The following is a 25,519-nucleotide window of genomic DNA, read 5'->3' on the forward strand; positions in this document are numbered from 1 at the left end:
GTCAGAAGAAGGTGCGGAGGAGGTCGACGACCACCGGGTCCGGATCGGGGTCGCCGGAGCCGTCCGGACCGCCGCCGAGCACCGGGACCCACTGCCACTTGTCGAACGCGGTGCACGGGTGCGACAGCCCCAGCCGCACCACCTGCCCGACCCGCAGCGGCGTGGCCGGGTCCAGCCGCAGGAAGGCGTGCTGGTCGTTGACCGCGGAGATCTCGCCGGTGATCGGGTGCGCCGGCGCACCCAGCTGGTCGGCCGCCAGCTGCGGCTCGGGCAGCCCCTCGTCGTAGGGGACGTCGCGCTTGCCGGCGTCCAGGAGCGCCAGCCCCGGCTCGGGGCGGGAGACCACCCGGGCCCAGGCGTGCATCGCCGAGTGCAGAGCCGTCCCGCCGGTAGCCCCGGCGTTGTTGGCCGGCGCGAGCGGGGAGATGCCGCGGTAGAAGCCGTCGTCGTGGATCAGGTACGCGCCGGAGCGCAGCAGGACCCGGGTGTCCGGCCCGGCCAGCGGCGCGAGCACATCGGTGACCTCGTCGAAGTAGGCACTGCCACCGGCGGTGACCACCGCCTCGCCGGCCGGGTACGCGCCGGCGGCCCGCAGCGCGAGGTGCAGCTCACCGAGCTCGCGCAGGTAGCGCCGCACCGCGTCCAACCCCGCCGGTGTGCGGTCGTGGGCCAGCGCGCCCTCGTAGCCGCAGACACCGCCCAGCACCAGGTACGGGCTCGCGGAGACCGCCGAGGCGACCGCGCGGGCGGTCGGCAGGTCCCGGGCGCCGGTCCGCCCGCCCGGGGCGCCGAGCTCGACCAGCACGGTGAGCGGCCGTACCGGGTGCACCGGGCCCAGTGCTGAATTCATGGCGGCGACCGTGTCCACCGAGTCGGCCCAGCTGTGCACCTGCAGCTCCGGGTCGGCGCCGAGCGCATCGGCCAGCTCGGCCAGCGCCGCCGGGTCGACCAGCGCGTTGGCCAGCTGCACCCGGGGCACGCCGAACCGGATCGCCACCCGCAGCTGCGCCGGGTTGGCCACCGTAATGCCCCACGCGCCGGCCCGCAGCTGCCGCTCCCACAGCGCCGGCGCCATGGTCGTCTTGCCGTGCGGCGCCAGGTCCACCCCGCGCTCGGCGCACCACGTCGCCATCCGCGCCAGGTTGTGCTCCAGCGCGCCGTCGTCGAGGACCAGCAGCGGGGTCCGGAACGCCGACAGCCGCGGCCGGGTGGCCAGGAACTCCGCGACGGTGAGCCCCGCGGCCGCCGCCGGCAGTGATTTCTCCAGCCCCGTCAGCGGGTACTCCGCGAGAGCCGCCAGAGCGTCGCCGCGGCTGGTCGAGGTGGTCGTGGGGCTCATGTAGCGCCCTTCCAGATGGCTCAGCACCATCCCATATGGCCTTGAACAGCGATATTGCGTACCTTGCAACGTGCATTGCGCCACGTGCTCATGGAGTTGTAGCATCGGCGCCGCAGGTCGTCAACGGGCAGCACGCCGAACGGACCAGGGCTTTTGCGCTACTAGTTTCGCCACAGGACGTTGATCTCGGGAGGGGGCGGTGATGAGCCAGAGCGTGGGCAAGGCACTGCAGATCCTCGGTCGGCTCGGCGACGGGCCGGCCACCCTCGACGAGCTGGCCGGCGCGCTCGGCGTGCACAAGACCACCGTGCTGCGGCTGCTGCGCACGCTGGCCGACGAGCACTTCGTGTTCCGCGACTCGGGTCACCGCTACCACCTGGGCGCCCGCATCCACGAGCTGTCCTCGCGGGGGCTGGACCAGCGTGAGGTCCGGAGCATCGCGGCCCCGCACCTGGCCGCGTTCAACCGCGAGCACCGGCACACCACACACCTGTCCGAGCTGATCGGCCCCGAGATCGTCTACATCGACAAGCTCGAGTCGCACGACAACGTCCGGATGGCGTCGCGGATCGGGCTGCGCGCCCCGGTGCACTCCACCGCCGCCGGCAAGGTGCTGGTGGCCGACCTGCCGGCGGCCGAGCTGGCCGGGGTGCTCGCCTCGGTGAGCTTCGCGCCGGCCACCGCCAACACGATCACCGACGCGGACGCGTTCCACGCCGAGCTCGGCAGGGTCCGGGCGCAGGGCTGGGGGCACGACCGGGAGGAGAACGAGCGGTCGGTGAACTGCATCGCCGCTCCGGTGCGGGATGCCTCGGGCCGCGCGGTCGCCGCCGTCTCGGTGTCGGTGCCCAATATCGTGCTGACCGACGAGCGGCTGCTCGAGCTGCTGCCGTCACTGCTGGCCGTCACCGAGCGGGTCTCCCGTGAGTGCGGCTGGCGACCCATCATCGACTCTTCGAGAGGACGCCCCGCATGACCGGCAACCAGACCGGCAAGACCGCCATCAGCACCCCCGCCGCCCCGCCGCCGCTGCCGGTGTTCGGCCAGGGGGTGCGCAAGGGTGGGCTGCTGCAGGTCTCCGGGCAGGGCGCGTTCGACCCCGAGACGGGCAAGCTGGTCGGCGAGGGTGACGTGGCCGCGCAGACCCGGCGGACACTCGAGAACGTGGTCGCGATCCTCGAGGCGGGCGGTTCGAGCCTGGAGGACGTGATCATGCTCCGGGTGTACCTGACCCGCCGGGAGAACTTCGCCGCGATGAACGAGGTGTACGCGGAGGTCGTCGCGAAGCACGTGCCCAGCGGCGTGCTGCCCAGCCGTACCACGGTGTTCGTGGAGCTGCCGGTGGAGCAGATGCTGGTGGAGATCGACGCCCTGGCGGTTACCGGTCCGTGAGCGCGCTGCTGAACGTGCCGTCCGCACCGGCGGTCACCCGGACCGCGGTGCGCTGGCCCTGGCAGCCGTAGTAGTACTCGCCCCCGGGGTGCCCGGCGGCGCCCAGGTGCTCCTGCAGGGTGCGCTGGGAGTCGGGCTGGCGGTCGGTCACGCCGTACTCCCCGCAGTCGCACATCCAGGCGTGCAGGGATACCGGCGTGGTCGACGGCCAGCGGCGGATCCGGCCCGCGGCGGCGGCGATCGAGGACACGTGCATGGTCCGGCTCCTGAGTTCGGCGTTTTAGCTAAGTTAGGATAACCATACTTTTCGCTCGAACCGATATGGCTCGGGACACATCCGCCCTGATGGCCGTGCGGTCGGGCGGCCCAGCCGGCGGGCTCAGCCGACCGGTACCGCGACGATGCGCAGCTCGACGTCGACCTCCGGCCGGACCCGCAGCCCGAGCATCGACGGCGGCCGCAGCCCGAAGTCCCGGATGTCCAGGCGCACCCGCCCGGTCACGTGCAGCTCACCGGCGTCACCCACCCGCAGCGTCGCGGTGCCGCCCACCGGGTGCCGCACACCGTGCAGGGTGAGCTGCCCGTTCGCCCGGTAGCGGCCCGGGCCCGTGTCGGCCGCGCCGCCGGACACCCGGTCCACCTCGGCGACGACCAGCGGGTGCCGCTTGACCTCGAGTCGCCGCTCCACCTCGCGGCCGAACAGCGGGTTGTCCACCCGCAGCGCGGACAGTGGCAGCTCGAACCGCGCGGTCACCGGGGCGTCCGGGTGCAGCGCGCCGTCGAGGGAGGTGGCCTCGATCCAGCCGGTGAGCTCCGTGGCCTCCGCCCGGATCGGGTGCAGGGTCGACTTCGCCGTCGCGGTCAGCTCGCAGCGCTCACCGACCAGCAGGAACTTGGTCACACGGCCTCCAGCACGGCTCGTGCCGAAGCTTAACGACCGACGCGGTCCCGCAACCAGTCGTACCAGGCCGGCAGACCCTCGCCGCGGGTGGCGGACACTTGCAGGACCGCCGCCCTCGGGTTGACCCGCCGGATCGCGGCCAGGCATTTCGCCACGTCGAAGTCCAGGTACGGCAGCAGGTCGACCTTGTTCAGCAGCACCAGGTCGGCGGCCGCGAACATCTGCGGGTACTTGAGCGGCTTGTCCTCGCCCTCGGTCGTCGAGGTGATCACGATCTTGGCGGCCTCGCCGAGGTCGAACAGCGCGGGGCAGACCAGGTTGCCGACGTTCTCGATGAACACCACCGACCGCTCCGGCGGTGCCAGGGTGCGCAGCCCCCGGTCCACCATCTCGGCGTCCAGGTGGCAGCCCGAACCGGTGTTGATCTGCACGACCCGGCAGCCGGTGACGGTGATCCGGTCGGCATCCAGCAGGGTCTCCTGGTCGCCCTCCACCACCGACACGCCCAGCTCGCCGGCCAGGTCGACGATGGTGCGCTCCAGCAGCGTGGTCTTGCCGGCGCCCGGTGAGCTCATCAGGTTCACCGCGAGGATGCCCCGCTCGGTCAGCCAGCGCCGGTTCCGCTCGGCCAGCTCGTCGTTGCGGGCCAGCACCCGCTGTTCCAGCGCGATGGTGTGGCCGCGGTCCGGGTCCGGTGCGGCGGCGGGTGCGGGTTCGTGTTCGTGGTCAGGTCCGTGCTGGTGGTCGTGCGGGTGCGGGTGGTCGTGCGCGTGCCCAGGTCCGTGCTCGTGCCCGTGGTCCTGGCGCCGCGCCGGGTCGATCACCCGCACCCCCGCCGCGCCCTCGGAGCACCCGCAGGTTGCGCACATGGTCAGACCACCTCTACCTCTCGGATCCGCAGCTCCCGGCCGCCGAGCACCTCGACGTCGGCGCTGCCGCAGTCGCACAGCGTCAGGAAGTTGTCGGTGTCGAACTCCGCCGCGCAGTCCCGGCAGCGCGCCCGGCCGGGCTGCCCGACGATGTCCAGCTCGGCGCCGTCCAGCGAGGTGCCGGCGGTGGCCACCTCGAAGCAGAACCGCAGCGCGTCCGGCACCACCCCGGACAGCCGCCCCACCTCCACACACACCCGGCGGACCGGGGCGCCGCCCAGCTTCTCCTTCACCGCCGCGACGATGCTCTCGGTGATCGCCAGTTCGTGCACGCGGCTACCCCCGGCCCTCGGCCAGCTCGACGGACACGGCTCAGCAGATCCGCGGCAGCGGGTCGCCGACCAGCATGTCCACGATCCGGGTGCCGCCGAACGTGGTCTTCAGCAGCACCAGTCCCGGCGGGTCCTCGACCACCCGGCCGATCACCGCGGCTCCCTCGCCGAGCGGGTGCCCGTGCAACGCGGCCAGCGCGGCGTCCGCCTGCTCCGGCGGCACCACCGCCACCAGGCGGCCCTCGCAGGCCACGTACAGCGGGTCGATGCCGAGCAGCTCACTGGCACCGCGCACCTCGGGCCGGACCGGGACCGCGTTCTCGTCCACCACGATCGCCGTCTTCGAGGCCGCCGCGACCTCGTTCAGGATGGTGGCCACGCCGCCCCGGGTGGCGTCGCGCAGCATCCGGGTGGCCGGCGCGGCGTCCAGCAGCGCGGCGGTCAGCCCGTGCAGCGGGGCGGTGTCGGAGACGATGTCGGCGGAGATGTCCAGCTCGCCGCGCGCCAGCATCACGGTGATCCCGTGGTCGCCGATCGGCCCGGACACCAGGATCACGTCACCCGGGGTGGCGTTCGCCGCGTTGAGCTCGACCGGCCGCTCCCGCACGCCGATGCCGGCGGTGTTGATGTAGCAGCCGTCGCCCTTGCCGCGCTGGACGACCTTGGTATCGCCGGTGACGATCTGCACCCCGGCTGCCTTGGCGGCGGCCGCCATCGAGGCCACCACCCGGCGCAGGTCATCGGTCGGGAACCCCTCCTCCAGGATGAACCCGGCGGAGATCACCAGCGGCCGGGCGCCGGCCATCGCCAGGTCGTTGACGGTGCCGTTGATCGCCAGCTCGCCGATGTCGCCGCCCGGGAAGAACAGCGGCGAGACGACGTAGGAGTCCGTGGTGAACGCCAGCCGTACCTGGTTCGATCCCGAGCCGACCTGCACCGACGCCGCGTCCGAGAGCTGCTCCAGCTCGGGGTTGCGGAAGGCGTCGAGGAAGATCGCGTCGATCAGGTTGTGCGTGGCCTTGCCGCCGGCGCCGTGCGACAGTGTGATCCGGGGCTCCTTGACCCTGGCCTTGCGCGCCCGCGCCCGGTCGATCCGCTCCATGACCTGCTGCTCGCGGGACAGGTGCTCGCTGCCGATGCTCGACCCTGCAAGCAGGTCTTCGGCTCCGATCCGCCCACCCGCGTGCGGACCCTCCCGCTCCGCCTCGGCGACGGCCTCCTCGGCCCAGTTCGCCCGGGTCGGCATGCCCAGATCCGAGGTGCTCATGCTCTGGTCGCCTCCTTGACCCGTTCCCGGGTGAACCGGCCGAAGTTGTAGTACGCCGCGCAGGCGCCCTCGGACGACACCATGCAGGTGCCGATCGGCGTCTCCGGTGTGCACGCGGTGCCGAAGACCTTGCACTCCCACGGCTTGAGCACGCCCTTGAGCACCTCGCCGCACTGGCAGGCCTTCGGATCGGCCACCCGCACCCCGGGCACCGAGAAGATCCGCTCCGCGTCGTGCACCGCGTACTTCTCCCGCACCTGCAGTGCCGACTGCGAGATGAAGCCCAGCCCGCGCCACTCGAAGTAGGGCCGCAGCTCCATGGTCTCGCCGATCACCCGCAGCGCCTTCGGGTTGCCGTCCCAGGGCACCACCCGGGCGTACTGGTTCTCCACCTCGCAGCGGCCCTCGCGCAGCTGCAGCAACAGCATGTACACCGACTGCAGGATGTCCAGCGGCTCGAACCCCGCGCAGACCAGCGGCTTTCCGTGCTCACGCGCGATGAACTCGTAGGGTCGGCAGCCGATCACGGTGGACACGTGGCCCGGCCCGATGAACCCGTCCAGGCGCAGGTCGGGGGAGTCCAGGATGGCCTTGATCGCCGGGATGATCGTGACGTGGTTGCAGAAGATGGAGAAGTTGTCGAGCCCCTCGGCCGCCGCGCGCAGCACGGTCATCGCGGTGGACGGCGCGGTGGTCTCGAAGCCGATCGCCATGAACACCACGCGCTTGTCCGGGTTCTGGCGGGCGATCTTGAGCGAGTCCAGCGGCGAGTACACCATCCGGATATCGGCACCGGCGGCGTTCGAGTCGAAGAACGAGCCGCGCCCGCCGGGTACCCGCATCATGTCGCCGAACGACGTCATGATCACGCCCGGTTCCTCGGCGATCGCGATGGCGTCGTCCAGGCGCCCCATCGGGATCACGCAGACCGGGCAGCCGGGCCCGTGCACCAGCGACACGGTCTCCGGCAGGTAGTCCTCGAGGCCGTGCTTGTAGATGGTGTGGGTGTGCCCGCCGCACACCTCCATGAACTTGTACTGCCGGCCCGGCTCGCACAGTTCGGCGATCCGGGCGGACAGCACCCGGGCCTTCTCGGCGTCCCGGAACTCGTCCACGAACCTCATCGACCGCTCCTCACTCGCTCAGGTCGGACTTGGCGAGCGCGATGAGCTCGTCGGTATAGGCCTGGCCCATGCCCTCGAGCATCCGGATCGCATGGGTCGCCTCCGCCTCGTCGATCTTGGACAGGGCGAACCCGACGTGGATCAGGATCCAGTCGCCGGCCTTCAGCTCCTCGTCCTCCAGCAGGCCGATGTTGACCACGCGTTTGACGCCGGCAACGCTGACCATCGCGAAGTCCTCGCGGTCGGCCAGCAGCTCGACGATCTCACCCGGTATGCCGAGGCACATGGCGTGTTCCCTTCGCTTCCGGCCGACTCACATCTCGCTGATCGCGCGGTACCTGCGTACCGGGGGTGACTTGCTCAGTGCGAACAGTGCGGCGGCGAGCAACAGCACGACGATGACTACGCGTTTCATCCGCTCAGTTCCTTTCCTGCCTCGGTGGCTCGGCCCTCGATGGCTCGGCCCTCGGTGTTGTCTCTGGTGTCGTCTTTGGTCTCGTTCTCGGTGTCGTCCTGAGTGAGCTGGGCGAGCACCTGGTGGACCGCGCGCGCGGCCCGGTCCACCGAGGCGGCGACCGGCTCGCTGAGCCCGATGCCGTCCTCGGTGGTGGCCGGCTCGCAGCCCAGCACCAGCACCCGGCGCAGCCCGGCGGTCGGCTCCTGGCCACTGGCCGTGGCCAGCGAGCTCAGCAGCGCGAGCACCGCGTCCGGGGTCATGCCGTGCGCGTCCGGAATGCCCACCGGCGGTGCATCCGGATCGGGTGTGCCGGACAGGTCGTGCTCCAGCAGGTAGAGCTCGCCCGGGGTGCCGCCGCGAGCGGTCGCGTCGACGATCAGCAGTGCCCGGTAGCCGTCCAGCAGCTGGTAGGCCAGGTGCATGCCCCTGATGCCGATGTCGACGATCTCGACGTCCGCCGGCAGCTGCTGGTCGGCGAGCCGGCGGATCACCTCGACCCCGAAGCCGTCGTCCGACATCAGCACGTTGCCGACGCCCGCCACCAGCACGTTGCCCCGGTGCGCCTGCGCCCCGGGATCGACGGCGGTCACGGTGCCGGCTTCGCGGTTCATCCGGCGACCTCGACCTCTTCGGGGCTGAAGTAGCGGAACCGCCCGTGCGAGGCCTGGAACTCCGAGGCCGGGTCGTCGAGCAGGCTGACCGCCAGGTGCACGTGGCCGTCGACGTCGTTCAGCACCGCCTCGACCAACGCCGGCATCCCGTCCAGGAACAGGTCCTGGGCGTCGGCGTGGCCGCTCGGCCGCAGCACCACCCGGCTGCCCTTCGCCACCGGCTGGCCGCCGATCAGCACCGAGTCGGTGTCCGGGTCGACCGAGGCGTCCTGGGCCGGGTCCCACCAGGGTTTGCCGCCGGTCTCCATGGAGTAGGTGGGTATCTCGTCCGCCGTGCTGAACGGCGTCGGCCCGGCGCCGGCGATTCCCTGCGCCGGAATCGACATCGACCGGATCACCCCGTGCAGCCGCTCGAAGATCTCCGGCGGCATCGAGTCCACCGCGTCGACCAGCGCCGCCGCCCTCGGGTCGGTCGCCCTGGCCTCCCGCTTCTCCGCGTCGGTCAGCACCATGGTGCGCAGCGTGAGGATCTCGTCGTTCTCGGTGCCGTCGAACATCTCGTTGGGGCTCTCCGGGGCGATCTCCGGGAAGTCGGCCAGGATGATCGGCGAGGACAGCACCAGCCGGGGCCGTTCGGGCGGCCCCGCCAGTACCGGCCAGGTGTGCTCGTTGGCGCACGCCGCGGACGCGGGGCGGGCCCACTCCGGCGGGTCGGTCATGGACAGGAACTGGCCGTCGGACAGCGCCAGGATGCTGTGCGCGCCGATCAGCGAGGACTGCAGGGCGGTGTCCCGGTCCGGCTGGGCCCCGTCGGTGCCGGCATCAGTGCCGGCGCCGTGCTCATCGGCGGCGTCGCCGAGGTTCGTCACCCGCAGCCGCAGCTGGACCGCGCCGTACGGCCCGGGCACCGGTTCGGCCGATGCGGTGATCGCGGCCCGGATCGGCCAGCTCTCCCGCAGCACCCGGCCGGCGACCCGGCCGGTGCCGTTGGTCAGAGCTTCCTCGGTCGTCTCGGCGGGCAGCTCCACAGGCACCGTCACCTCGCCGGCCAGCAGGTCGGCGACCGGCAGCACCGTGTCCACCACCGCCGGGATGCCCTCGTCCCACGCCAGGTACAGGTCGTCGCCGACGGTCAGTTCGGTGACGTCCACGAAGCGGTCCGGCCCGTCCGCGCGCTGTACCCGGCGGCGCCGCAACCGCAGGAACCGCAGCCGTACCCGCAGCACCGTCCGGACCGTGTCGTCCGGGCCGCGGTCGGGCTCCAGCAGGCACTCGGTGTGCGAGTACCAGGTCTCGCTGTGCCGCTGCGCCCAGTCCTGGGGGGTCAGCACACCGAACTGCCAACGCAGCTGGTTCTTCTGCGCGGAGGCCCGGTACGGGTAGAGCAGATAACCCTCGAACAGGACCGTGTCGGCGACCTTGGCGACCTGATCCATGATCTCGGCGAGGGGCGCGGTCGGCGGGTGGGTCATGACGGCGCCCCGCTCACTCGCTTCAGCAGGTCCGCGACGGTGTCGTCCCAGTTCAGGGTGCCGCGTTCGGCCCGGTATCGCTGCAGCGCGGTGTGCGTCTCGGTGCGTACCGAGAGCCAGGTGGAGTTCGGGAAGTGCTGGTCCATGATCTCCCGCCACACGGTCACCGGGAGCCGGTAGCTGACCTCCAGGTGCCAGGGCACCAGCTCGACCTGGATACCCGCCTCGGTGTGGTAGAACGCGGTGCCGCTGAACAGCATCAACAGTGGGATGTCGCCGTCGTCGAGGCCGTGGAAGTACTTCCCGGTGGCCACCTCGGTGTCCGCCGACAGCGGTACCGAGAGCGGGACGTCGATGGAGTCGGTGAAGCCCTGCACCATGACCCCGATGGTGGCCAGCTGCATCGGCTTGAGCGTCTCGCCCCACCGCGACGGCTCGCCGAACAGGTCACTGAGCCGGGACGCCTCGTTGGCGGAGTAGCGGCGCTTGTGCGGTTCGATGCGCAGCTGACAGCGCAGCGCGACCGTGTGCATCCGCACCCCGGTGCTCTCGGTGACCCGCAGCGTCGCCAGCAGGCTGGGGCTCGCCGCGTACGGCTCGGCCACCGCGGTGGTGCAGGCGAATCCGAGCTGGGGCATCTCAGCCTTCCTGTTCTGGGGGTGGCAGCTCGCGGGCCCGGTCGCCGATGTCGGCGAAGAAGGCGTCGATCCGCTCCCAGGCCTCGCTGCCGCCGTCGAAGCCCTTCCAGTGCACCCGGACCAGCCCGACCAGCTCGTAGCAGATGTCGATCGGCACCAGCAGGCAGTCCGACACCCCGCCGACCTGGCGCAGCAGCAACGCCTCGACGTCGAACTCCATCTCGGCCGCCAGCCGGGTGCCGCCAAGGCCCTCTTTCCAGGCGTCCATCGGCAGCAGGCTCTCGGTCGCCCCCGCCGGGCTGGGGTAGAACGCCAGCGGGCGCTCCAGGTCGGAGTTGTGGAAGAAGAACGCCATCCGCACCGGGATCTGCAGTGCGTCCCACTCCGTCTCGGCCATGGTGAAGCTCGGGTCGCGCAGATACCTGGTCGGTACCGCGCGGTACCGACCACGCCCGGCGCCGCGCTCGGTGAACAGCAGCGCGCACGGCCGGCAGGTGCACAGCAGGGAGCGGTTCTCCAGGTGCACCACGTGGGAGTGCACGTCGGGGATCCGCTCGGAGCACATCTCGCAGTGCTCCTCCCGCTGCTGCGCCGGCACCGGCGGGGCGACCGGTTTCGGCCGCAGCAGCCGGCGCAGCGCCAGCCCGTCGGTCATAACGCCGCCTCCGCGTTGAGGAGTGCCCCGGTGGCCGCGCGGTCGGTCATGCCCCGACCCCCACGGCTGTCCGCGGCAGCGCCAGTCGCAACCCTCCAGCCCTGGTGACCAGTGGCAGCGGCTCCAGGTGCAGGCTGCCGGTCATCGCGCGGCCGGCCCTGCGGACGTCGAACGTGGCCTGACAGGACGGACAGGTCAGCTGGTCCCCGGCAAGCACGGCCCCGTCCAGCTCGCCCCGGCACGCGGGGCAGCTGTCCCGGTAGGCCACCAGCCCACCCGCGGTCGTGTTGTCGAAGTGGCTGCCCGCCGGCAGCGCCAGCAGCACCGGGTAGCCGGCGACCTCGAGCGTCGCGCACTGCCCGGGCCGCAGCGCGGGCGCGTCGAGGACCACCCAGGAGACCGGTACGTCCTCGACCGGCGGCCCGAGCTGGATCTGCAGCAGCGGCAGTTCCTTGACGGTCGGCTCCGACCCGGCTGGTGGGGCCGGCCCCACCAGCGGCGCGGCGGCCGCTGTCGATCCGGCTGTCATGCCCGCTGTCATGCCTTCGACATCCACCCGGATCACCTCCGGGCAGGCCTCCACGATGGCCTTCTCGATCGCTGTCTTGACGGTCATCGCGGAGGACGGACAGCCGTCGCAGCTGCCCTTCAGCCGCAGGTTGACCACCGCGCCGGCCGGGTCGGAGGGGTCGTTGAACTCCACCCCGAGCAGCTCGACCCCGCCGGCGTGGGACCCGAGGTAGGGGCGGACCGTCTCCAGCGCCCGGGTGACCCTGGCCAGGGTGTCCTCCGGGTGCAGGTCGTGCAGGACCAGCAGGCTCGACACCAGGTCGTCGCCGACCAGCTCGTCGAGCAGCGACTGGCCCCGACGGCCGACCGCGTTGGCCGGGTCGGCCAGCAGCGCGACGATGCGCTCCAGGCCGGCGCCGTACATACCCATCAGCAGCCGAACCAGCTCCTCGGCCGTCTCCGTCACGGCCGGCTCGGCGTGCGCACTCAGCTCACCGAGCAGCTGCTCGATCTGCTCGCCTACTTCTCTGGGGTCGGTATCGGTGTCCATTCCTCAGCCGAGGTTGAGCATGGCCGGGGACGTGGTCTTGTTCAGTGTCTTGCCGTTGCCCAGGTACATGTGCACGCCGCAGGGCAGGCACGGGTCGAAGCTGCGGACCGCGCGCATGATGTCGATGCCCTTGAAGGACTCCGGCGGGTTCTCCTCGAAGATCGGCGTGTTCTGCACCGCGTCCTCGTAGGGGCCGGGCGTGCCGTAGGTGTCGCGGACGCTGCCGTTCCACGGCGTCGGCGGGTACGGGTGGTAGTTGGCGATCTTGCCGCCCTTGATCACCATGTGGTGGCTGAGCACACCGCGGACCGCCTCGGTGAACCCGACGCTGACCGCCTCGTCCGGGACCTTGAACGGCTCCCAGGTCTTGGTGTGGCCGGCGCGCACCTCGGCCATGGCCTTCTCCGCGAAGTACAGCGCCTGCGCTGCGGCGTAGGCCTGGAAGTAGGTACGGGCCCGGTTGCGCTCGATGGCGTTGGACCACTTCGGGATCTTCCACTCGAAGTGGGCCTCGGGCTTCAGTGCGGTCCGGGGCAGGTTGATCTTGACGCTGTGCCCGGTCGACTGCACGTACCCGGTGTCGACGAGGCCGGCCAGCGCGGTGACCCACAGCCGGGGCAGCGGGCCGCCGCCGGTGTCCAGCGCCAGGTGGTCCGTGCCGTCGAACCAGCGCGGCGACATCGTCCAGCTGTACTTGTCGTCGAAGTTGCGCTTCTGCGGCGCCGGGATGGTGTGCTGGTTCCACGGGTGGTTGCGGTCCACCGGATTGCCCAGCGGGTCCTTGGTGACGAACATTTCCTGGTCTTCCCAGCTGCGGTAGAACGAGCTGCCGAGCAGGATGCGGATGCCCAGGTTGATGTCGACCAGGCTGGTGGTGACGAGCTTGCCGTCCACCACGATGCCCGGCGTGACGAACATCTTGCGGCCCCAGTCGGCCATGTTCCGGTAGCTGAAGTCGCAGTGGTCCGGGTCGTTGAACGCGCCCCAGGACCCCATCAGGATCCGGCGCCGGCCGACCTCTTCGTAGCCGGGCAGCGCCTCGTAGAAGAAGTCGAACAGGTCGTCGTGCAGCGGCACCACGCGCTTCATGAACTCGCAGTAGCGCATCAGGCGGGTCAGGTAGTCGGTGAACAGCTGGATGGTGGCCACCGTGCCGACGCCGCCCGGGTACAGCGTGGAGGGGTGCACGTGGCGACCCTCCATCAGGCAGAACATCTCCCGGGTGTACCGGCTGACCTGCAGCGCCTCCCGGTAGAACTCCCCGCTGAACGGGTTGAGCGACCGCATGATGTCGCCGATGTACTTGTAGCCGTGGTCGGCCGCGTGCGGTGCCTCGGTGCGGTTGGCGAGCTCGAGGACGCCGGGGTTGGTCTCGGCGACCATCTTCTCGCAGTAGTCCACCCCGACCAGGTTCTCCTGGAAGATGTTGTGGTCGAACATGTACTCGGCGGCCTCACCGAGGTTGATGATCCACTCGGCGAGGTGCGGCGGGCGGACCCCGTAGGCCATGTTCTGGTTGTAGACCGAGCAGGTCGCGTGGTTGTCGCCGCAGATGCCGCAGATGCGGCTGGTGATGAAGTGGGCGTCCCTCGGGTCCTTGCCCTTCATGAAGATGGAGTAGCCGCGGAAGATCGACGAGGTGCTATGACACTCGGCGACCTTCTTGTTCGCAAAGTCGATCTTCGTGTAGATGCCGAGGCTACCGACGATCCGGGTGATCGGATCCCAGGCCATCTCGACGAGGCCGTTCTTGTCGGTCTTGAAAGAACCCATCCGGTCCTGTGTGGCGGTCATGGCTGGCGCCTTCTTTTCTGCGCTGAGGCAAGCTGGAGAGTGGGAGGGAGAACGGAACGCGCGTGGACCGGGCGGGTTCCACCAGAGGTCAGGACGCGCGGGCTACCAGACCTTGCGGTAGCCGGTACTCAGTTCGCGGCCCTTGGCGCGCCACTTGGGTTCCTTGTCCAGCTTCTTCGCGGTGATGTTCCGAAGTCCTCGGATCACGCCGCCGTAGGCACCGCTCGCGGCGCCGGAGACCTTGCTGCCGGGTGGGGCGTCCATGAACGGCATGAACTTGTCCGGGAAGCCGGGCATGGTGCAGCCGATGCAGATGCCGCCCACGTTCGGGCAGCCGCCGACGCCGTTGATCCAGCCGCGCTTCGGCACGTTGCACTTGACCACGGGCCCCCAGCAACCCAGCTTGACCAGGCACTTCGGCGAGCCGTACTCCTTGGCGAACTGGCCCTGCTCGTAGTAGCCGCCGCGGTCACAGCCCTCGTGCACGGTGGCCTCGAACAGCCACTTCGGCCGCAGCTCATCGTCCAGCGGGATCATCGGCGCGGCGCCGGTTGCCTGGTAGAGCAGGTACAGGATCGTTTCGGACAGGTTGTCCGGGTGGGTCGGGCAGCCGGGTACGCAGACGATCGGGATGCCGGCCTTGGACTTCCAGTTCCAGCCCAGGTAGTCGGGAACGCCCATGGCGCCGGTCGGGTTGCCCGCCATGGCGTGGATGCCGCCGTAGGTGGCGCAGGTACCGACGGCGAGGATTGCCAGCGCCTTCGGTGCGAGCCGGTCGATCCACTCGCTCGTGGTCATCGGCTGCCCGGTGGCCGGGTCGTTACCGAAGCCGCACCAGTAGCCCTCTTCCTTGATCGCCTCGTTCGGGATCGAGCCCTCGATGACGAGTACGAACGGCTCGAGCTCGCCGCGGTCGGCCTTGAAGAACCACTCGATGAAGTCATTGACCCCGCCGACAGGGCCGTTGTCGAAGTCGATCAGCGGCCAGTGCACCGCGACCTTCGGCAGGCCGGGCAGAGCGCCCAGCGCGATCTCCTCGATGCTCGGTTGGGTGGCGGCGGTCAGGGCGACGGAATCCCCGTCACAGCTCAACCCCGCGTTGATCCACAAGATATGTACGGTCGGATCTTCGGTGGTCGACATCTTCGTCGCCCCTTACGGCGTCATGGCGCCCAAGGTGTTCGGGCGCCTGGCCTGCGTGGTGGGAGAACCGTTGGTCTACCAGCCGTGGACCGTCCGGAGTAAGTGGTCCAGGTCACTAGGGGCGGACTACACGGACCGGTTGGAGTGAGGGCCCGCTATGGGCATGTCCTGCGAGGCCAGGGCCCTCTCAACTACTACATTCGAATAGCGCGAGCGTCGCGCGGGCGCGGGCGGAATTACTGGAGGAATGCGGTCATGGCGAGCATCGAGGAGGTGCGGTCCGGCATCGCGCTGGCCAACCAGAAAGCCTCGGAGAGCCTCGGTGCACTGCAGCAGGCGCACTCCCAGCTGGAGGAGGCGCAGCAGTCGCTGACCCGGGTCACCGAGGGCAGCGCGCAGGCCGACGTGCATGACGCCAACGGGCAGCTGCAACAGGCGGTGCAGAGCATCTCCGAGGTCCAGCAGCTGGTCCGTTCGGCGATCAGTACCGCCGAGGGCATCTCGCAACGGCTGTGACCGAGTCACTCGGTGAGATCAGGGCCGCACTGGAAGAGGTGTCGGCATGCCTCCATTCGGCCTATCGTAGTGCGCAATCGGCCGAGCAGCGGCTCACCGAAGCGGTCGCGCTGTTGACCGAGCTGGACCAGACGCATCACGACGCACTGGTGCCGCCCGAGCTGCCGGAAGCGGAGCAGGAGTTGACGCGAGGGCTGGGGTTGATCAGCGGTGGAGCTGACTCGGTGGCGGCGATTGAAGCCAGGCTCTGAGCCTGTGCGCGGGCCGCGATGGTGACCCGGCGCCAGGACCGCCGCGAGCGGATCGCGGCGGCCTTCGACGACTTCCGGCATGCCGTGGGTGCGGCACTGGGTGCGGCGGCCGCGCACCGGGAGGCCGCGGTGCTGCGGCACGCCAGCACGCTTTTCGAGATGTGGCTGCGCGCCGACGGGTTGGACGCCGCGCGGCGGAAGCCGTGGCTGGCCAGGGCGATGGCGAGCCCCCGGCTGGCCGACCCGGTGCGCCGGGTGCTCGCCGACCAGCGGGCCGTCTTCGGTGACTGGGTGGCCACCGAGCCGGAGCGGCTGACCCAGCTGGTCACCGACGCGGCGCCGGGGTCGGCCGGCGAGCCGGCGGACCGGTGGCTCGGCGAGCCCGGCAAGGCGGACGGCGTCGGCCCGGTACCCGAGCTCTGGCGGATCGGGACAGCGGTGGTCGACGGCGCCCCGCCGCACTCGCCGTTCCCGGTGGCGGTGCCCCTGCTGGACGAGGCGCACCTGGAGATCAGATCCACCCCGCGCACCCGCACCGCGGCCGAGTCACTGGTCGAGGCGCTGCTGCTGCGGGTGGTCAGCTACTTCCGCCCGGGGCTGGTCGCGCTGCACGTGTGGGACGTCGGCCAGCTCACCGGAGCGGTGCCCGGGCTCTACCCACTGACCCGAACCGGGCTGCTCACCGTGCACGACCCGGGGCGGCTGGAGGAGCTGCTCGAGGAGCTGTCCGACCACATCCGGCGGGTACACACCCGGGTGCTGGTCGACGGCCACCCGTCGCTGCGCGCGCTGGCCGCGACCACCAAGGGGCGGTCCGAGCCGTGGCAGATCGCGGTGCTGGTCGGCAACAATGCGCAGCTGCGCGACGAGGACCGCCGCGCGCTGCAGCGGGTGGCCCGCAACGGGTTGGCCTGCGGCATCCAGCTGGTGCTGGTGGACGTGCCGGTGACGATCAGCGCCCCGATGGAGACGGTGGTGCTGCGCGAGCCCGCCGACCTGGCCGAGCCGGTCACCGGTACCGCCACGATGACCGGGCCGTACGCCACGGTCACCCTGGACGAACCGCTGCCGCGCGAGCAGGTCAGCGCCGCGTGCCACGCCATCTCCGACGACCTGGAGCAGCTGCGCAGTCGGGTCGGCTCGTTCGGTGACCTGTTGCCGACGGACTTCTGGTGGTCGGAGAACTCCACCGCGGGGGTGCGCGCCCCGGTCGGGTTCCGGGACGGCCTGCCGGTGGAGCTGGTGCTGGACGACTCCTCACCGCACGCCCTGATCGGCGGGCCCAGCGGCTCCGGCAAGACCAACTTCCTGCTCGCCATGCTCGGCTCGATGGCGGCCCGCTACTCGCCGGACGAGCTGGAGCTCTACCTGCTGGACTTCAAGGAAGGCGTGTCGTTCGCGCAGTTCACCCCCGGCCGTCGGGACCCGTCCTGGCTGCCGCACGCGCGCCTGGTCGGGGTCAACATCAACACCGATCGGGAGTTCGGACTCGCGCTGCTGCGCTTCCTCGCCGACGAGATGCGCCGGCGCGCGGAGGCGGCCAAGGCGCACGAGGTCACCAAGCTGGAGGAGCTGCGGGCGGCCGACCCGGAGGGCCGCTGGCCGAGGGTGGTGGCGGTGATCGATGAGTTCCAGTTCCTGTTCGCCGAGCGGGATGCGGTCACCAGGGAGGCCGTGACACTGCTCGAGGACGTTGCCCGGCGCGGCCGTTCGCAGGGCATCCACCTCGTGCTGTCCAGCCAGGACGTGTCCGGCATCGAGGCGTTCTGGGGTCGGCCGGCGATCTTCGAGCAGTTCGTGCTGCGGGTCGCGCTGCCCCGGTCGCGCCGGGTGCTCGCCGACCTCAACGACGTGGCACTCTCGCTGCCCCGCTGGCACGCGGTGCTCAACCACGAGTCCGGCATCAAACACGGCAACGAGATGGTCCGGATCCCGGATGCCACCGCCAAGGGCACCCTGGACGCGCTGCAGAACGAGCTGTGGCAGCGCCGCTCGGACGAGCTCGGCGAGCCCCGGCTGTTCGACGCCAGCCGGACGCCGAGGCTGGCCGACCTGCTGGCCGCCGGTGGTGTGGAGGTGGGCAGTCGCGCCGTTCCGGTGGCCCTGCTCGGGCAGATGATCGACGTGGCCGGCAGTGCGGCATCAGTTCCGATGAGCGCCACCCCCGGTCGCAACCTGGCGGTGATCTCCTCGGGGGTGGCCGACGCGGCCTCGGTACTCGGCGCGGCGGCGCTGTCGCTGGCCCGCCAGCACACTCCCGACGGCAGCCACGCCGCCCGGTTCACCCTCGCCGTGCTGGTGCCCGAGGCCGCCGATCCGGCCGCCGAGCTGGCGGAGCGGCTGCGCGCGGACGGGCACCGGGTGGACACCCTCGGACTGGACGGGATCGGGGCACTGGTCGCCGAGCTGGCCGCCGACGTGGCCGGCCGGCTGACCGGCGGGCAGGCCCGCACCGAGCCGCACTACCTACTGCTCTACGGGGTGGACGGGGCAAGCGGGGTGCTCGAGCAGAAGGACCCGAACACCTTCAAGACCGGGTTGGACGGCCTGCGCCAGGTACTCAAGGGCGGCCCGGAGACCGGGCTGCACCTGCTCGGCTGGTGGCGCAGTGTCCAGCGGCTGCGCGCCGTGCTCTCGATGGGTGCCGGGGTGGACGACATCGGCTGCTGGGTGGCGTTCGACGTACAGGGCTCCGAGCTGGGGCCGCTGGCCCCGGGGTTGGTGAGCTGGTCGCCCCGGCCGGCCCGCGGCCTGGTCTTCGACCGCTACACCCAGCAACGCCCGGAGGTCATGATCGTGCCGGACATCGGGCCGGTGCCGGACGTCGAGCCGCGAGGGGGGACCGGCGGATGACCCCGACCGGACCGGGCGCGGCGCGGCGCTACAAGGACATCACCGGCGGGATGACCGATGCGGTGGACCGGATGCGCCGGGCGGATGCCGAGCGGGCCCGGCAGCTGGGTGGTGAGCTGACCGCACTGCACGAGGAGATGTCGGCCGCCACCGACCGGGAGGCACTCACCGTGCTCGGCGTCGCGCTGCAGTGGGAGTCGGCGGTGGAGACGCTGTGGCACGAAGCGTGGATGACGCTCAGCCCGCTGCCGAAGGCTGACCCGAGCGCATCCGCCCGGGATCTCGACTACCTGGACGCGGTCGTGGCACAGCGCTACGAGACACTGCGCGAGGCGATCCGCCGCCGGGGCCTGCTCGGTCGGCGCTGAGGGTGTGTCGGTCGGCGGCAGCCGGGGTCGGTCTGGGGGGTCGCGGTGTGGCTAGTCGTCGACTTCGTCGTCGGAGTCGTCGCGGGCCAGGAAGGTGGCCAGCCGGTCCACCGCCACCTCGAAGTCGGGGTTCCGGTCGACGAACGCGCGCAGCCGCTCGGCCAGCCAGTCCAAGGTGACCTGCTCGCTGCCCCGGCGCTCCTCGAGCTCCTCGATTCCCCGATCGGTGAAGTACACGCGGTCACTCTATCCGGCGGTGCCGAGGGGGTAGAGCGGCCCGATCGTCGGGCGGCCTTGACGACGTTGAAGGCGGCGCACTACCGTCCAGTAAGTCGATCAACCTGGTCCGATGCCTACCCGGCGTACCCGGAGCAAGGTGGCGGCGTAGGGGTGTCGGCGTGCTGGCGACCGTCGAGGGGGGAGACTCACGGACGCCGCGATGCACCGGTCGTTGCGATCGTCCAGCCGCGGGTGACCACCTGTGGTGACCTCCGTCGGCCACCGCTGAAGAGAGATCCCGGAGCAGGACGATGCCGCTTCCCAGCCGGGATGAGTTACGGGAGAGGCTGGCCGCCGTCTACGAGGCCGCCGGAGTCACCGCCGGGGATGCGATATCGAAGATCCGGCGAACCTTCGAGGAACGGCCGCAACTGGGCCGCGCGTTCGGAATCGGGGCCGCGGTGGTGGTCTTCGCCGGTGTTGTCATCGGCGTCGTGGTCGGCCAGCGAGGTGGACCGCAGCCGGCCAGCGGTGGTCAGCTACTGGTTCCGGCGGTGACCTCGACGCCGCGCGCCGAGGAGCAGGACGGCACTCCGACCGTAGGCTCGCCACCGCACCCCGGTGCCCCGCCCGACCCCGGTACGCCCGCCGAGCAACCGTCCAGGAAGCCGCGAGCGGCCCCGCCCGCCAGTGCCGCCGCCTCGCCCACCGGAACCGCCGCCCGCAACGCCGCCGCGCCGGGTGTGCTGCCGGACCCGGCCATAGCGGGAGAGCACCGGGTGGCCAGCGGGGAGACCCTCGCCCAGATCGCGCTGCGTTACGACGTGCCGTTCGAGCAGATCGCCGCCGACAGCGGGATCGGCGAACCCAGCCGGGTCCGGCCCGGGCAGCGACTGGTGATCAGGGCCAAACCGGCCGGTGTCGAGGTGATCCAGCCGGGTCGTACGCTGGGTGACTATGCACGCAGCTCTGGCCGTCGGGTGGATGAGTTGATGCGGCTGAACCCGCAACTCACCGACCCCGACCGAATCCTCGCCGGCGGCCGGCTCAATGTCTGACCCGCGTCCGGTGCCGGTGCCGCCCCCCGGCCGGCCGCAGCCGCCCCGCCCCGTGCCGCCCGGTCCCGTGCCACCGCCCGGTCGAGGCGGTCCGCCGCCCCGCCCGCCCCGGGGCCGCCCCGGCCCACCGCCGGGTAACCCCCCGCCCGGCATGACTACGCCGCCACCGGGGACACCGATACCGGGCCCACCGCCGTCCGGACCCAAGCCGGGCCCCCCGCCAGGACGGCCGTATCAGGGCCGCCCCAGCCCGGACCAGCTCCGTGCCCCGGTCCGCCAACCCGCACCGGGCCAGCAACCCGGACCGGGCCAGCAACCGGGACAGCAACCCGGACCGGGTCAGCAACCTGGGCAGTGGCCCCGGGGCGGCCCGCCACGCACCCGGCAGCTCGAGCCACCGGTCGGACCCGGCGGCAGTTCCAGGCCTGGCAGGTCGGCCGGCGGCCCGCGACCGGGCAACGTGTCCCCTGGCGGCCCGGCCCAGCGCAACACCTCCCCGGGCGGCGCGGCACGGCGCGGCACCGGTTCGGACGGCTACCCCGGCCCGGGTTACGGCCGAGCCAGCGAGCCGTCGCGTTCCCGGTGGGACGGCGCGCAGCGGACCCTGGACGTCGCCTCGCGGCTGCTCAGCCCCCGGGTGCGCGCGGCGGTCGGGGTGGCCAGCCTGCTCACCGTGGCCATCGTCCCGGGCGCCGCGATGGCCGCCGGCGCGATCACCGTCGCCGCCGACGCCTACTGCACGTTCGGCTCGTTCTGCCTGTACTCGGGTCCCAACTTCGACGGTCAGAAGGTGGAGTACAGCGGCCAGGAGTTGTTCTGCCAGGACAGCCGGCCCGCGCTGAACGTGCGCAGCGTGCTGCCGAGCGGGGCCCGCTCAGTGGTCAACAACACCCGCAACGGGACCACCGGCCTCGGCGTCAAGATCTACAGCGCGCCCGAGCACCTGGTTCTGACCACGATCAGCCCCGGCGGCCAGGTGAGCGAGCTGGACGGTAAGACGGCCCAGTCCATGCAGTCGCTGTGCGCCTACCCCCGCGGCAACTGAGCCCGAACCGGCAGAGCCCCGCCGCAGTGTTGTCACACCGCACCGGGGCCCCGTCGGACAGACAGTCGACTCAGGAACTTGTCGGGAACTAGTCGCCCAGCGCGGACTCGACCAGCTGGGCCTGCTCGACCTCGTGCACCTTGCCGGACCCGGCCGCCGGCGCCGCCATCCGCCGCCGGGAGACCCGCTTGATGCCGGCGAACCCGTTGGGGAAGTACTCCGGCAGTGCCAGCCCGAAGTACGGCCACGCGCCTTGGTTGGCCGGCTCCTCCTGGACCCAGCGGATGTCGTTGGCGGCGTTCGGGTACCGGTCCAGCGCCGCCTGCAGCTTGTTCTTGGGCAGCGGGTAAAGCTGCTCGACGCGGACGATGGCGACGTCCGAGCGCTCCGCCTTGTCCCGGGCCGCGGCCAGGTCGTAGTAGACCTTGCCGCTGCACAGCAACAGCCGGCGCACCTGCTCCTGCGGCCCGCGCCGGTCGGCGAGGTTCGGGTCGTCGAGCACCGAGTGGAACTTGCCGTCGGTGAACTCCGACACCGGGCTCACCACGCGCTTGTTCCGCAGCATCGACTTCGGGGTGAACACGATCAGCGGGCGGCGTACCCCGTCCATCGCGTGCCGGCGCAGGAGGTGGAAGTAGTTCGCCGGGGTGCTCGGCACGGCCACCGTCATGGACCACTCGGCGCACAGCTGGAGGAACCGCTCGATCCGGCCGGAGGTGTGGTCCGGTCCCTGGCCCTCGTGGCCGTGCGGCAGCAGCAGCACCACGTCCGAGGTCTGGCCCCACTTGGCCTCGCCGGACGAGATGAACTCATCGATGATCGACTGCGCGCCGTTGGTGAAGTCGCCGAACTGGGCCTCCCAGGCCACGAAGGCGTCCTGGTTGGCCACCGAGTAGCCGTACTCGAAGCCGACCGCGGCGAACTCCGACAGCGCCGAGTCGTACGGCAGGAACCGGCCCTGCTCCTGGGCGAGGTTGCGCAGCGGGTAGTACTCCTCGCCGGTCTTGCGGTCGATCACCACCGAGTGCCGCTGCACGAAGGTGCCCCGCCGGGTGTCCTGCCCGGACAGCCGCACCAGCTTGCCGTCGATCACCAGCGAGCCGAGCGCGAGTAGCTCGCCGAACGCCCAGTCCACGTTGCCCTCGCGGGACATCGTGTAGCGCTTCTCCAGCACCGGCTTGACCCGGGAGTGGACCGAGAAGCCCTCCGGCAGGTTCACGTGCGCATCGCCGATGCGGTGAACGACCTCGAGTGGCACCGCGGTGTCCAGCTTCGCCGGCAGTGCCTGCTCGGTCTCCACCGAGGGGCTGGGCGACACCAGGCCGCGCTCGAGCTCACGGACCTCGTTGAAGACGTGCTCGAGCTGGCTGGAGAAGTCCTTGAGCGCGTGCTCGGCCTCCTCCATCGAGATGTCGCCACGGCCGATCAGCGACTCGGTGTAGGTCTTACGCACGCTGCGCTTGCCGTCGATGATGTCGTACATGGCCGGCTGGGTCATCGAGGGATCGTCGCCCTCGTTGTGGCCGCGGCGCCGGTAGCAGATCATGTCGATCACGACGTCGTTGTGCCAGCGCTGCCGGTACTCCACCGCCAGCTTGGCCACCCAGACGCAGGCCTCCGGGTCGTCGCCGTTCACGTGGAACACCGGTGCGGCGATCATCTTGGCTACGTCGGTGCAGTACTGGCTGGAGCGGGAGTTCTCCGGGGCGGTGGTGAAGCCGACCTGGTTGTTCACCACGATGTGCACGGTGCCGCCGGTGCGGTAGCCGCGCAGCAGCGCCAGGTTCAGCGTCTCGGCCACCACACCCTGGCCGGCGAACGCGGCGTCGCCGTGCATCATCACCGGCAGCACGGTGAAGCCGGCCGGGCCCTGGTCGAGGATGTCCTGCTTGGCCCGGACGATGCCCTCGAGCACCGGGTCGACCGCCTCCAGGTGCGACGGGTTGGCGGTCAGCGACACCACGGTCTCGCCGTCGCCGAACATCCGGAAGTACTTGCCCTCGGCGCCGAGGTGGTACTTCACGTCGCCGGAGCCGTGCGCCTGCCCGGGGTCGAGGTTGCCCTCGAACTCGCGGAAGATCTGGCTGATCGGCTTGCCCACGATGTTGGCCAGCACGTTCAGCCGGCCGCGGTGCGGCATGCCGATGACGACCTCGTCCATCTCGTCGGCCGCCGCCGAGTCCAAGACCGCGTCGAGCAACGGGATGACGGTCTCGCCGCCCTCCAGCGAGAAGCGCTTCTGCCCGACGTACTTGGTCTGCAGGAACGTCTCGAACGCCTCGGCCGCGTTGAGCTTGGACAGGATGTACTTCTGCTCGGCAACCGCCGGCTTCTGGTGCGGCACCTCGATCCGGTCCTGCAGCCAGGCGCGCTGCTCGGGGTCGGAGATGTGCATGTACTCGGTGCCCACGGTGCGGCAGTAGGCGTCGCGCAGCACACCGAGCACGTCGCGCAGCTTCATCCGGGACTTGCCGGCGAACCCACCGGTGGCGAACTCCCGGTCCAGGTCCCACAGGGTGAGGCCGTGCGAGAGCACATCGAGGTCGGGGTGGCGGCGCTGCCGGTAGTTGAGCGGGTCGGTGTCGGCCATCAGGTGGCCTCGGGTGCGGTATGACTCGATCAGCTCGAGCACCCGGGCGGTCTTGTCGACCGCGCCCTCCGGGAAGTCCTGCACCCAGCGGACCGGCTCGTAGGGCACCCGCAGCGAGGTGAAGATCTCGTCGTAGAAGTCGTCCTCGCCCAGCAGCAGCTGGTGAACCCGGCGCAGGAAGTCGCCGGACTCGGCGCCCTGGATGATCCGGTGGTCGTAGGTCGAGGTCAGCGTGATGATCTTGCTGACGCCGAACTCGGCGAGCCGCTCGTCACTGGCTCCCTGGAACGACGCCGGGTACTCCATCGCGCCGACGCCGACGATGGTGCCCTGCCCGGCCATCAGCCGAGGCACGCTGTGGTTGGTGCCCAGGGTGCCCGGGTTGGTCAGGCTGATCGTGGTGCCGGCGAAGTCCTCCGCCTTCAGCGAGCCGGTGCGGGCCTTGCGGATCATGTCTTCGTAGGCAGACCAGAACTGCGCGAAGTTCATCGCCTCGCAGCCCTTGATGGACGCCACCACCAGCGAGCGCTGGCCGTCCTTGCCGGGCAGGTCGATGGCGAGCCCGAGGTTGACGTGGCTGGGTGACACCGCGGTGGGCTTGCCGTCGGTCTCGACGAAGTGCTTGTTCATGCCCGGGAAGTCGGCCAGCGCCTTGACCACGGCGTAGCCGATGAGGTGGGTGAAGGAGAGCTTCCCGCCCCGGGTCCGCTTGAGCTGGTTGTTGATGACGATCCGGTTGTCCGCGAGCAACTTGGCCGGTACCGCGCGCACGCTCGTCGCGGTGGGCACCGAGAGCGACGCGTTCATGTTCTTGACCACGGCGTTGGCCGCCCCGCGCAGCGGGATGACCTCGCCGTCGATGCCGACCGAGACGGCCGGCTTGGCGGCCCGGGAGGTGGTGCCGGCGGCCGGCTTGGCCTCGGTGCCCACGACTGTTCCGGACGTCTTGGTGGGGCTCGCCGGCTGGCTGGCGGGGGCCGGGCGGGTCGAGGCCGGTGCGGGTCCGGGCTTCGCGGGAGCAGAGTTCGCGGGAGCAGAGTTCGCGGGAGCAGAGTTCGCGGGCGCCGAGCTGGTCGGGGCGGGCTTCGCGGGGGCGCTGTTGGTTGCCGTGCTGTTGGTTGCCGTGCTGTTGGTCGGTTGGGCGGCCCGGTCGGTGCCGGGGCGTCCGGTGGGTGCGCTGGCCGGAGCAGTGCTCGCCGTGGTGTCCACCTGCCCGTTTGATCCGTTGTCGATGGTTGGCTTGGTTGCCGATGGCTGACTGGCGGAGTCGTCGGCGCTTGGGCGGTAGTCAGCGAAGAAGTCATGCCACGCTGGGTCGACCGACGTGGGGTCATCGAGGAAGCGCTGGTACATCTCCTCGACGAGCCACTCGTTCGTGCCGAACTGGGCGGTCGGGAACGGCGGGACCGACGCGGCTGACGAGCTGCTGGTGGACACGGTTGTAAATCGCCTCGCTTGAATTGATCGGGTTGCCTGGCCAGCGTCCCTCAGGCTAGTCCCTTCGGGGACGTGCGCGTAGCTCAGCGCGCTCGTGGCGGGCGCCACGTTGGTCCCGTATCACCTGG

At 70.9% G+C, this 25,519-nt stretch carries 25 protein-coding genes; 8 read left to right on the forward strand and 17 right to left on the reverse strand.

All coding sequences use genetic code 11. From position 1 onward, the window contains the following. Nucleotide 1: 1 nt before the first annotated feature. A complete protein-coding gene (locus tag ACTXG6_RS14255) occupies nucleotides 2-1,339 on the reverse strand; it encodes an amino acid deaminase (protein ID WP_445188273.1) in 1,338 nt (445 codons plus the stop codon). 202 nt (nucleotides 1,340-1,541) lie between these two features. Here ACTXG6_RS14255 and ACTXG6_RS14260 point away from each other — a divergent pair, with 202 nt between their 5' ends. After that, on the forward strand, nucleotides 1,542-2,315 hold the full coding sequence (locus ACTXG6_RS14260; RefSeq protein ID WP_445188274.1) for an IclR family transcriptional regulator: 774 nt from the start codon (nucleotides 1,542-1,544) through the stop codon (nucleotides 2,313-2,315). After that, nucleotides 2,312-2,731, forward strand: a complete 420-nt coding sequence (locus ACTXG6_RS14265; RefSeq protein WP_445188275.1) for a RidA family protein — start codon at nucleotides 2,312-2,314, stop codon at nucleotides 2,729-2,731. Before ACTXG6_RS14260 ends, ACTXG6_RS14265 begins: the two co-directional genes overlap by 4 nt. On the opposite strand, the gene ACTXG6_RS14270 is transcribed toward ACTXG6_RS14265, so the two are convergent. The 14 genes from ACTXG6_RS14270 to ACTXG6_RS14335 form a co-directional block, all read right to left on the reverse strand. Beyond that, a complete protein-coding gene (locus ACTXG6_RS14270; RefSeq protein ID WP_445188276.1) occupies nucleotides 2,718-2,987 on the reverse strand; it encodes a hypothetical protein in 270 nt (89 codons plus the stop codon). The two genes, ACTXG6_RS14265 and ACTXG6_RS14270, sit on opposite strands and share 14 nt — an antisense overlap. Before the next feature lie 123 nt (nucleotides 2,988-3,110). Further along, nucleotides 3,111-3,632, reverse strand: coding sequence for a YceI family protein (locus tag ACTXG6_RS14275; protein WP_445188277.1), 522 nt, complete (start codon nucleotides 3,630-3,632; stop codon nucleotides 3,111-3,113). 29 nt (nucleotides 3,633-3,661) lie between these two features. Beyond that, nucleotides 3,662-4,501 carry a hydrogenase nickel incorporation protein HypB gene (gene hypB, locus ACTXG6_RS14280; protein WP_445188278.1) on the reverse strand — a complete coding sequence of 280 codons (840 nt, stop codon included), beginning with the start codon at nucleotides 4,499-4,501 and terminating at the stop codon, nucleotides 3,662-3,664. 2 nt (nucleotides 4,502-4,503) lie between these two features. Beyond that, a complete protein-coding gene (locus tag ACTXG6_RS14285) occupies nucleotides 4,504-4,833 on the reverse strand; it encodes a hydrogenase maturation nickel metallochaperone HypA/HybF (RefSeq protein ID WP_445188279.1) in 330 nt (109 codons plus the stop codon). A 40-nt stretch (nucleotides 4,834-4,873) separates the two neighbouring features. Further along, a complete protein-coding gene (hypE, locus tag ACTXG6_RS14290) occupies nucleotides 4,874-5,935 on the reverse strand; it encodes a hydrogenase expression/formation protein HypE (RefSeq protein WP_445190001.1) in 1,062 nt (353 codons plus the stop codon). Nucleotides 5,936-6,096: 161 nt separating this feature from the next. After that, complete coding sequence (gene hypD / locus ACTXG6_RS14295; RefSeq protein WP_445188280.1) at nucleotides 6,097-7,224, reverse strand: hydrogenase formation protein HypD; 1,128 nt, start codon at nucleotides 7,222-7,224, stop codon at nucleotides 6,097-6,099. Nucleotides 7,225-7,234: 10 nt separating this feature from the next. After that, a complete protein-coding gene (locus ACTXG6_RS14300; RefSeq protein WP_445188281.1) occupies nucleotides 7,235-7,510 on the reverse strand; it encodes a HypC/HybG/HupF family hydrogenase formation chaperone in 276 nt (91 codons plus the stop codon). A 125-nt stretch (nucleotides 7,511-7,635) separates the two neighbouring features. Continuing rightward, entirely contained in the window at nucleotides 7,636-8,292 is a 657-nt protein-coding gene (locus ACTXG6_RS14305; RefSeq protein ID WP_445188282.1) for a hydrogenase maturation protease, read from the reverse strand. Then, nucleotides 8,289-9,764, reverse strand: coding sequence for a hypothetical protein (locus ACTXG6_RS14310; protein ID WP_445188283.1), 1,476 nt, complete (start codon nucleotides 9,762-9,764; stop codon nucleotides 8,289-8,291). The genes ACTXG6_RS14305 and ACTXG6_RS14310 overlap by 4 nt, the downstream gene beginning before the upstream one ends. Then, the gene (locus ACTXG6_RS14315; protein ID WP_445188284.1) at nucleotides 9,761-10,402 is read right to left on the reverse strand and encodes a DUF6084 family protein; all 642 of its coding nucleotides are present in this window, start codon (nucleotides 10,400-10,402) and stop codon (nucleotides 9,761-9,763) included. The genes ACTXG6_RS14310 and ACTXG6_RS14315 overlap by 4 nt, the downstream gene beginning before the upstream one ends. Nucleotide 10,403: 1 nt before the next feature. Then, on the reverse strand, nucleotides 10,404-11,057 hold the full coding sequence (locus tag ACTXG6_RS14320) for a DUF5947 family protein (protein ID WP_445188285.1): 654 nt from the start codon (nucleotides 11,055-11,057) through the stop codon (nucleotides 10,404-10,406). Nucleotides 11,058-11,103: 46 nt separating this feature from the next. Continuing rightward, nucleotides 11,104-12,117, reverse strand: coding sequence for a NifU family protein (locus ACTXG6_RS14325; protein ID WP_445188286.1), 1,014 nt, complete (start codon nucleotides 12,115-12,117; stop codon nucleotides 11,104-11,106). A 3-nt stretch (nucleotides 12,118-12,120) separates the two neighbouring features. Beyond that, nucleotides 12,121-13,911 (reverse strand): nickel-dependent hydrogenase large subunit, encoded by a 1,791-nt coding sequence (locus ACTXG6_RS14330; protein WP_445188287.1) that lies wholly within the window; start codon nucleotides 13,909-13,911, stop codon nucleotides 12,121-12,123. Nucleotides 13,912-14,013: 102 nt separating this feature from the next. Continuing rightward, a complete protein-coding gene (locus ACTXG6_RS14335) occupies nucleotides 14,014-15,054 on the reverse strand; it encodes a hydrogenase expression protein HypE (RefSeq protein WP_445188288.1) in 1,041 nt (346 codons plus the stop codon). A 255-nt stretch (nucleotides 15,055-15,309) separates the two neighbouring features. On the opposite strand from ACTXG6_RS14335, the gene ACTXG6_RS14340 reads away from it, so the two are divergent. From ACTXG6_RS14340 to ACTXG6_RS14355, 4 genes are read left to right on the forward strand one after another with little or no spacing between them, the layout of a single operon-like run. Next, entirely contained in the window at nucleotides 15,310-15,570 is a 261-nt protein-coding gene (locus ACTXG6_RS14340; RefSeq protein WP_445188289.1) for a hypothetical protein, read from the forward strand. Further along, nucleotides 15,567-15,821, forward strand: a complete 255-nt coding sequence (locus tag ACTXG6_RS14345; RefSeq protein ID WP_445188290.1) for a hypothetical protein — start codon at nucleotides 15,567-15,569, stop codon at nucleotides 15,819-15,821. Before ACTXG6_RS14340 ends, ACTXG6_RS14345 begins: the two co-directional genes overlap by 4 nt. Before the next feature lie 18 nt (nucleotides 15,822-15,839). Next, nucleotides 15,840-18,674, forward strand: a complete 2,835-nt coding sequence (locus ACTXG6_RS14350; RefSeq protein WP_445188291.1) for an FtsK/SpoIIIE domain-containing protein — start codon at nucleotides 15,840-15,842, stop codon at nucleotides 18,672-18,674. After that, nucleotides 18,671-19,042: a hypothetical protein gene (locus ACTXG6_RS14355; RefSeq protein WP_445188292.1), complete on the forward strand. Its 372-nt coding sequence runs from the start codon at nucleotides 18,671-18,673 to the stop codon at nucleotides 19,040-19,042. Before ACTXG6_RS14350 ends, ACTXG6_RS14355 begins: the two co-directional genes overlap by 4 nt. 51 nt (nucleotides 19,043-19,093) lie before the next feature. Here the strand turns inward: ACTXG6_RS14355 and ACTXG6_RS14360 are convergent, their stop codons facing one another. Beyond that, a complete protein-coding gene (locus tag ACTXG6_RS14360) occupies nucleotides 19,094-19,279 on the reverse strand; it encodes a DUF6104 family protein (protein WP_445188293.1) in 186 nt (61 codons plus the stop codon). A 293-nt stretch (nucleotides 19,280-19,572) separates the two neighbouring features. Between ACTXG6_RS14360 and ACTXG6_RS14365 the strand changes: the two genes are divergently transcribed. Together ACTXG6_RS14365 and ACTXG6_RS14370 are read left to right on the forward strand one after the other, a co-directional pair. After that, on the forward strand, nucleotides 19,573-20,319 hold the full coding sequence (locus tag ACTXG6_RS14365) for a LysM peptidoglycan-binding domain-containing protein (RefSeq protein WP_445188294.1): 747 nt from the start codon (nucleotides 19,573-19,575) through the stop codon (nucleotides 20,317-20,319). A gap of 460 nt (nucleotides 20,320-20,779) precedes the next feature. Next, nucleotides 20,780-21,364, forward strand: coding sequence for a peptidase inhibitor family I36 protein (locus tag ACTXG6_RS14370; protein ID WP_445188295.1), 585 nt, complete (start codon nucleotides 20,780-20,782; stop codon nucleotides 21,362-21,364). Nucleotides 21,365-21,452: 88 nt separating this feature from the next. Here ACTXG6_RS14370 and ACTXG6_RS14375 read toward each other — a convergent pair whose 3' ends face one another. After that, on the reverse strand, nucleotides 21,453-25,307 hold the full coding sequence (locus ACTXG6_RS14375) for a multifunctional oxoglutarate decarboxylase/oxoglutarate dehydrogenase thiamine pyrophosphate-binding subunit/dihydrolipoyllysine-residue succinyltransferase subunit (RefSeq protein ID WP_445190002.1): 3,855 nt from the start codon (nucleotides 25,305-25,307) through the stop codon (nucleotides 21,453-21,455). Between the last annotated feature and the right edge of the window lie 212 nt (nucleotides 25,308-25,519).

This window comes from Pseudonocardia sp. Cha107L01, from assembly GCF_052566575.1.

Excerpts from the sequence above, each read along its gene's own strand:
- ACTXG6_RS14255 (WP_445188273.1), bottom strand. The coding sequence starts at position 1,339 with ATGAGCCCCACGACCACCTCGACCAGCCGCGGCGACGCTCTGGCGGCT.
- ACTXG6_RS14260 (WP_445188274.1), top strand. The coding sequence starts at position 1,542 with ATGAGCCAGAGCGTGGGCAAGGCACTGCAGATCCTCGGTCGGCTCGGC.
- ACTXG6_RS14265 (WP_445188275.1), top strand. The coding sequence starts at position 2,312 with ATGACCGGCAACCAGACCGGCAAGACCGCCATCAGCACCCCCGCCGCC.
- ACTXG6_RS14270 (WP_445188276.1), bottom strand. The coding sequence starts at position 2,987 with ATGCACGTGTCCTCGATCGCCGCCGCCGCGGGCCGGATCCGCCGCTGG.
- hypB (WP_445188278.1), bottom strand. The coding sequence starts at position 4,501 with ATGTGCGCAACCTGCGGGTGCTCCGAGGGCGCGGCGGGGGTGCGGGTG.
- hypE (WP_445190001.1), bottom strand. The coding sequence starts at position 5,935 with ATGGAGCGGATCGACCGGGCGCGGGCGCGCAAGGCCAGGGTCAAGGAG.
- hypD (WP_445188280.1), bottom strand. The coding sequence starts at position 7,224 with ATGAGGTTCGTGGACGAGTTCCGGGACGCCGAGAAGGCCCGGGTGCTG.
- ACTXG6_RS14300 (WP_445188281.1), bottom strand. The coding sequence starts at position 7,510 with ATGTGCCTCGGCATACCGGGTGAGATCGTCGAGCTGCTGGCCGACCGC.
- ACTXG6_RS14305 (WP_445188282.1), bottom strand. The coding sequence starts at position 8,292 with ATGAACCGCGAAGCCGGCACCGTGACCGCCGTCGATCCCGGGGCGCAG.
- ACTXG6_RS14310 (WP_445188283.1), bottom strand. The coding sequence starts at position 9,764 with ATGACCCACCCGCCGACCGCGCCCCTCGCCGAGATCATGGATCAGGTC.
- ACTXG6_RS14315 (WP_445188284.1), bottom strand. The coding sequence starts at position 10,402 with ATGCCCCAGCTCGGATTCGCCTGCACCACCGCGGTGGCCGAGCCGTAC.
- ACTXG6_RS14320 (WP_445188285.1), bottom strand. The coding sequence starts at position 11,057 with ATGACCGACGGGCTGGCGCTGCGCCGGCTGCTGCGGCCGAAACCGGTC.
- ACTXG6_RS14325 (WP_445188286.1), bottom strand. The coding sequence starts at position 12,117 with ATGGACACCGATACCGACCCCAGAGAAGTAGGCGAGCAGATCGAGCAG.
- ACTXG6_RS14330 (WP_445188287.1), bottom strand. The coding sequence starts at position 13,911 with ATGACCGCCACACAGGACCGGATGGGTTCTTTCAAGACCGACAAGAAC.
- ACTXG6_RS14335 (WP_445188288.1), bottom strand. The coding sequence starts at position 15,054 with ATGTCGACCACCGAAGATCCGACCGTACATATCTTGTGGATCAACGCG.
- ACTXG6_RS14340 (WP_445188289.1), top strand. The coding sequence starts at position 15,310 with ATGGCGAGCATCGAGGAGGTGCGGTCCGGCATCGCGCTGGCCAACCAG.
- ACTXG6_RS14350 (WP_445188291.1), top strand. The coding sequence starts at position 15,840 with ATGGTGACCCGGCGCCAGGACCGCCGCGAGCGGATCGCGGCGGCCTTC.
- ACTXG6_RS14355 (WP_445188292.1), top strand. The coding sequence starts at position 18,671 with ATGACCCCGACCGGACCGGGCGCGGCGCGGCGCTACAAGGACATCACC.
- ACTXG6_RS14365 (WP_445188294.1), top strand. The coding sequence starts at position 19,573 with ATGCCGCTTCCCAGCCGGGATGAGTTACGGGAGAGGCTGGCCGCCGTC.
- ACTXG6_RS14375 (WP_445190002.1), bottom strand. The coding sequence starts at position 25,307 with ATGTACCAGCGCTTCCTCGATGACCCCACGTCGGTCGACCCAGCGTGG.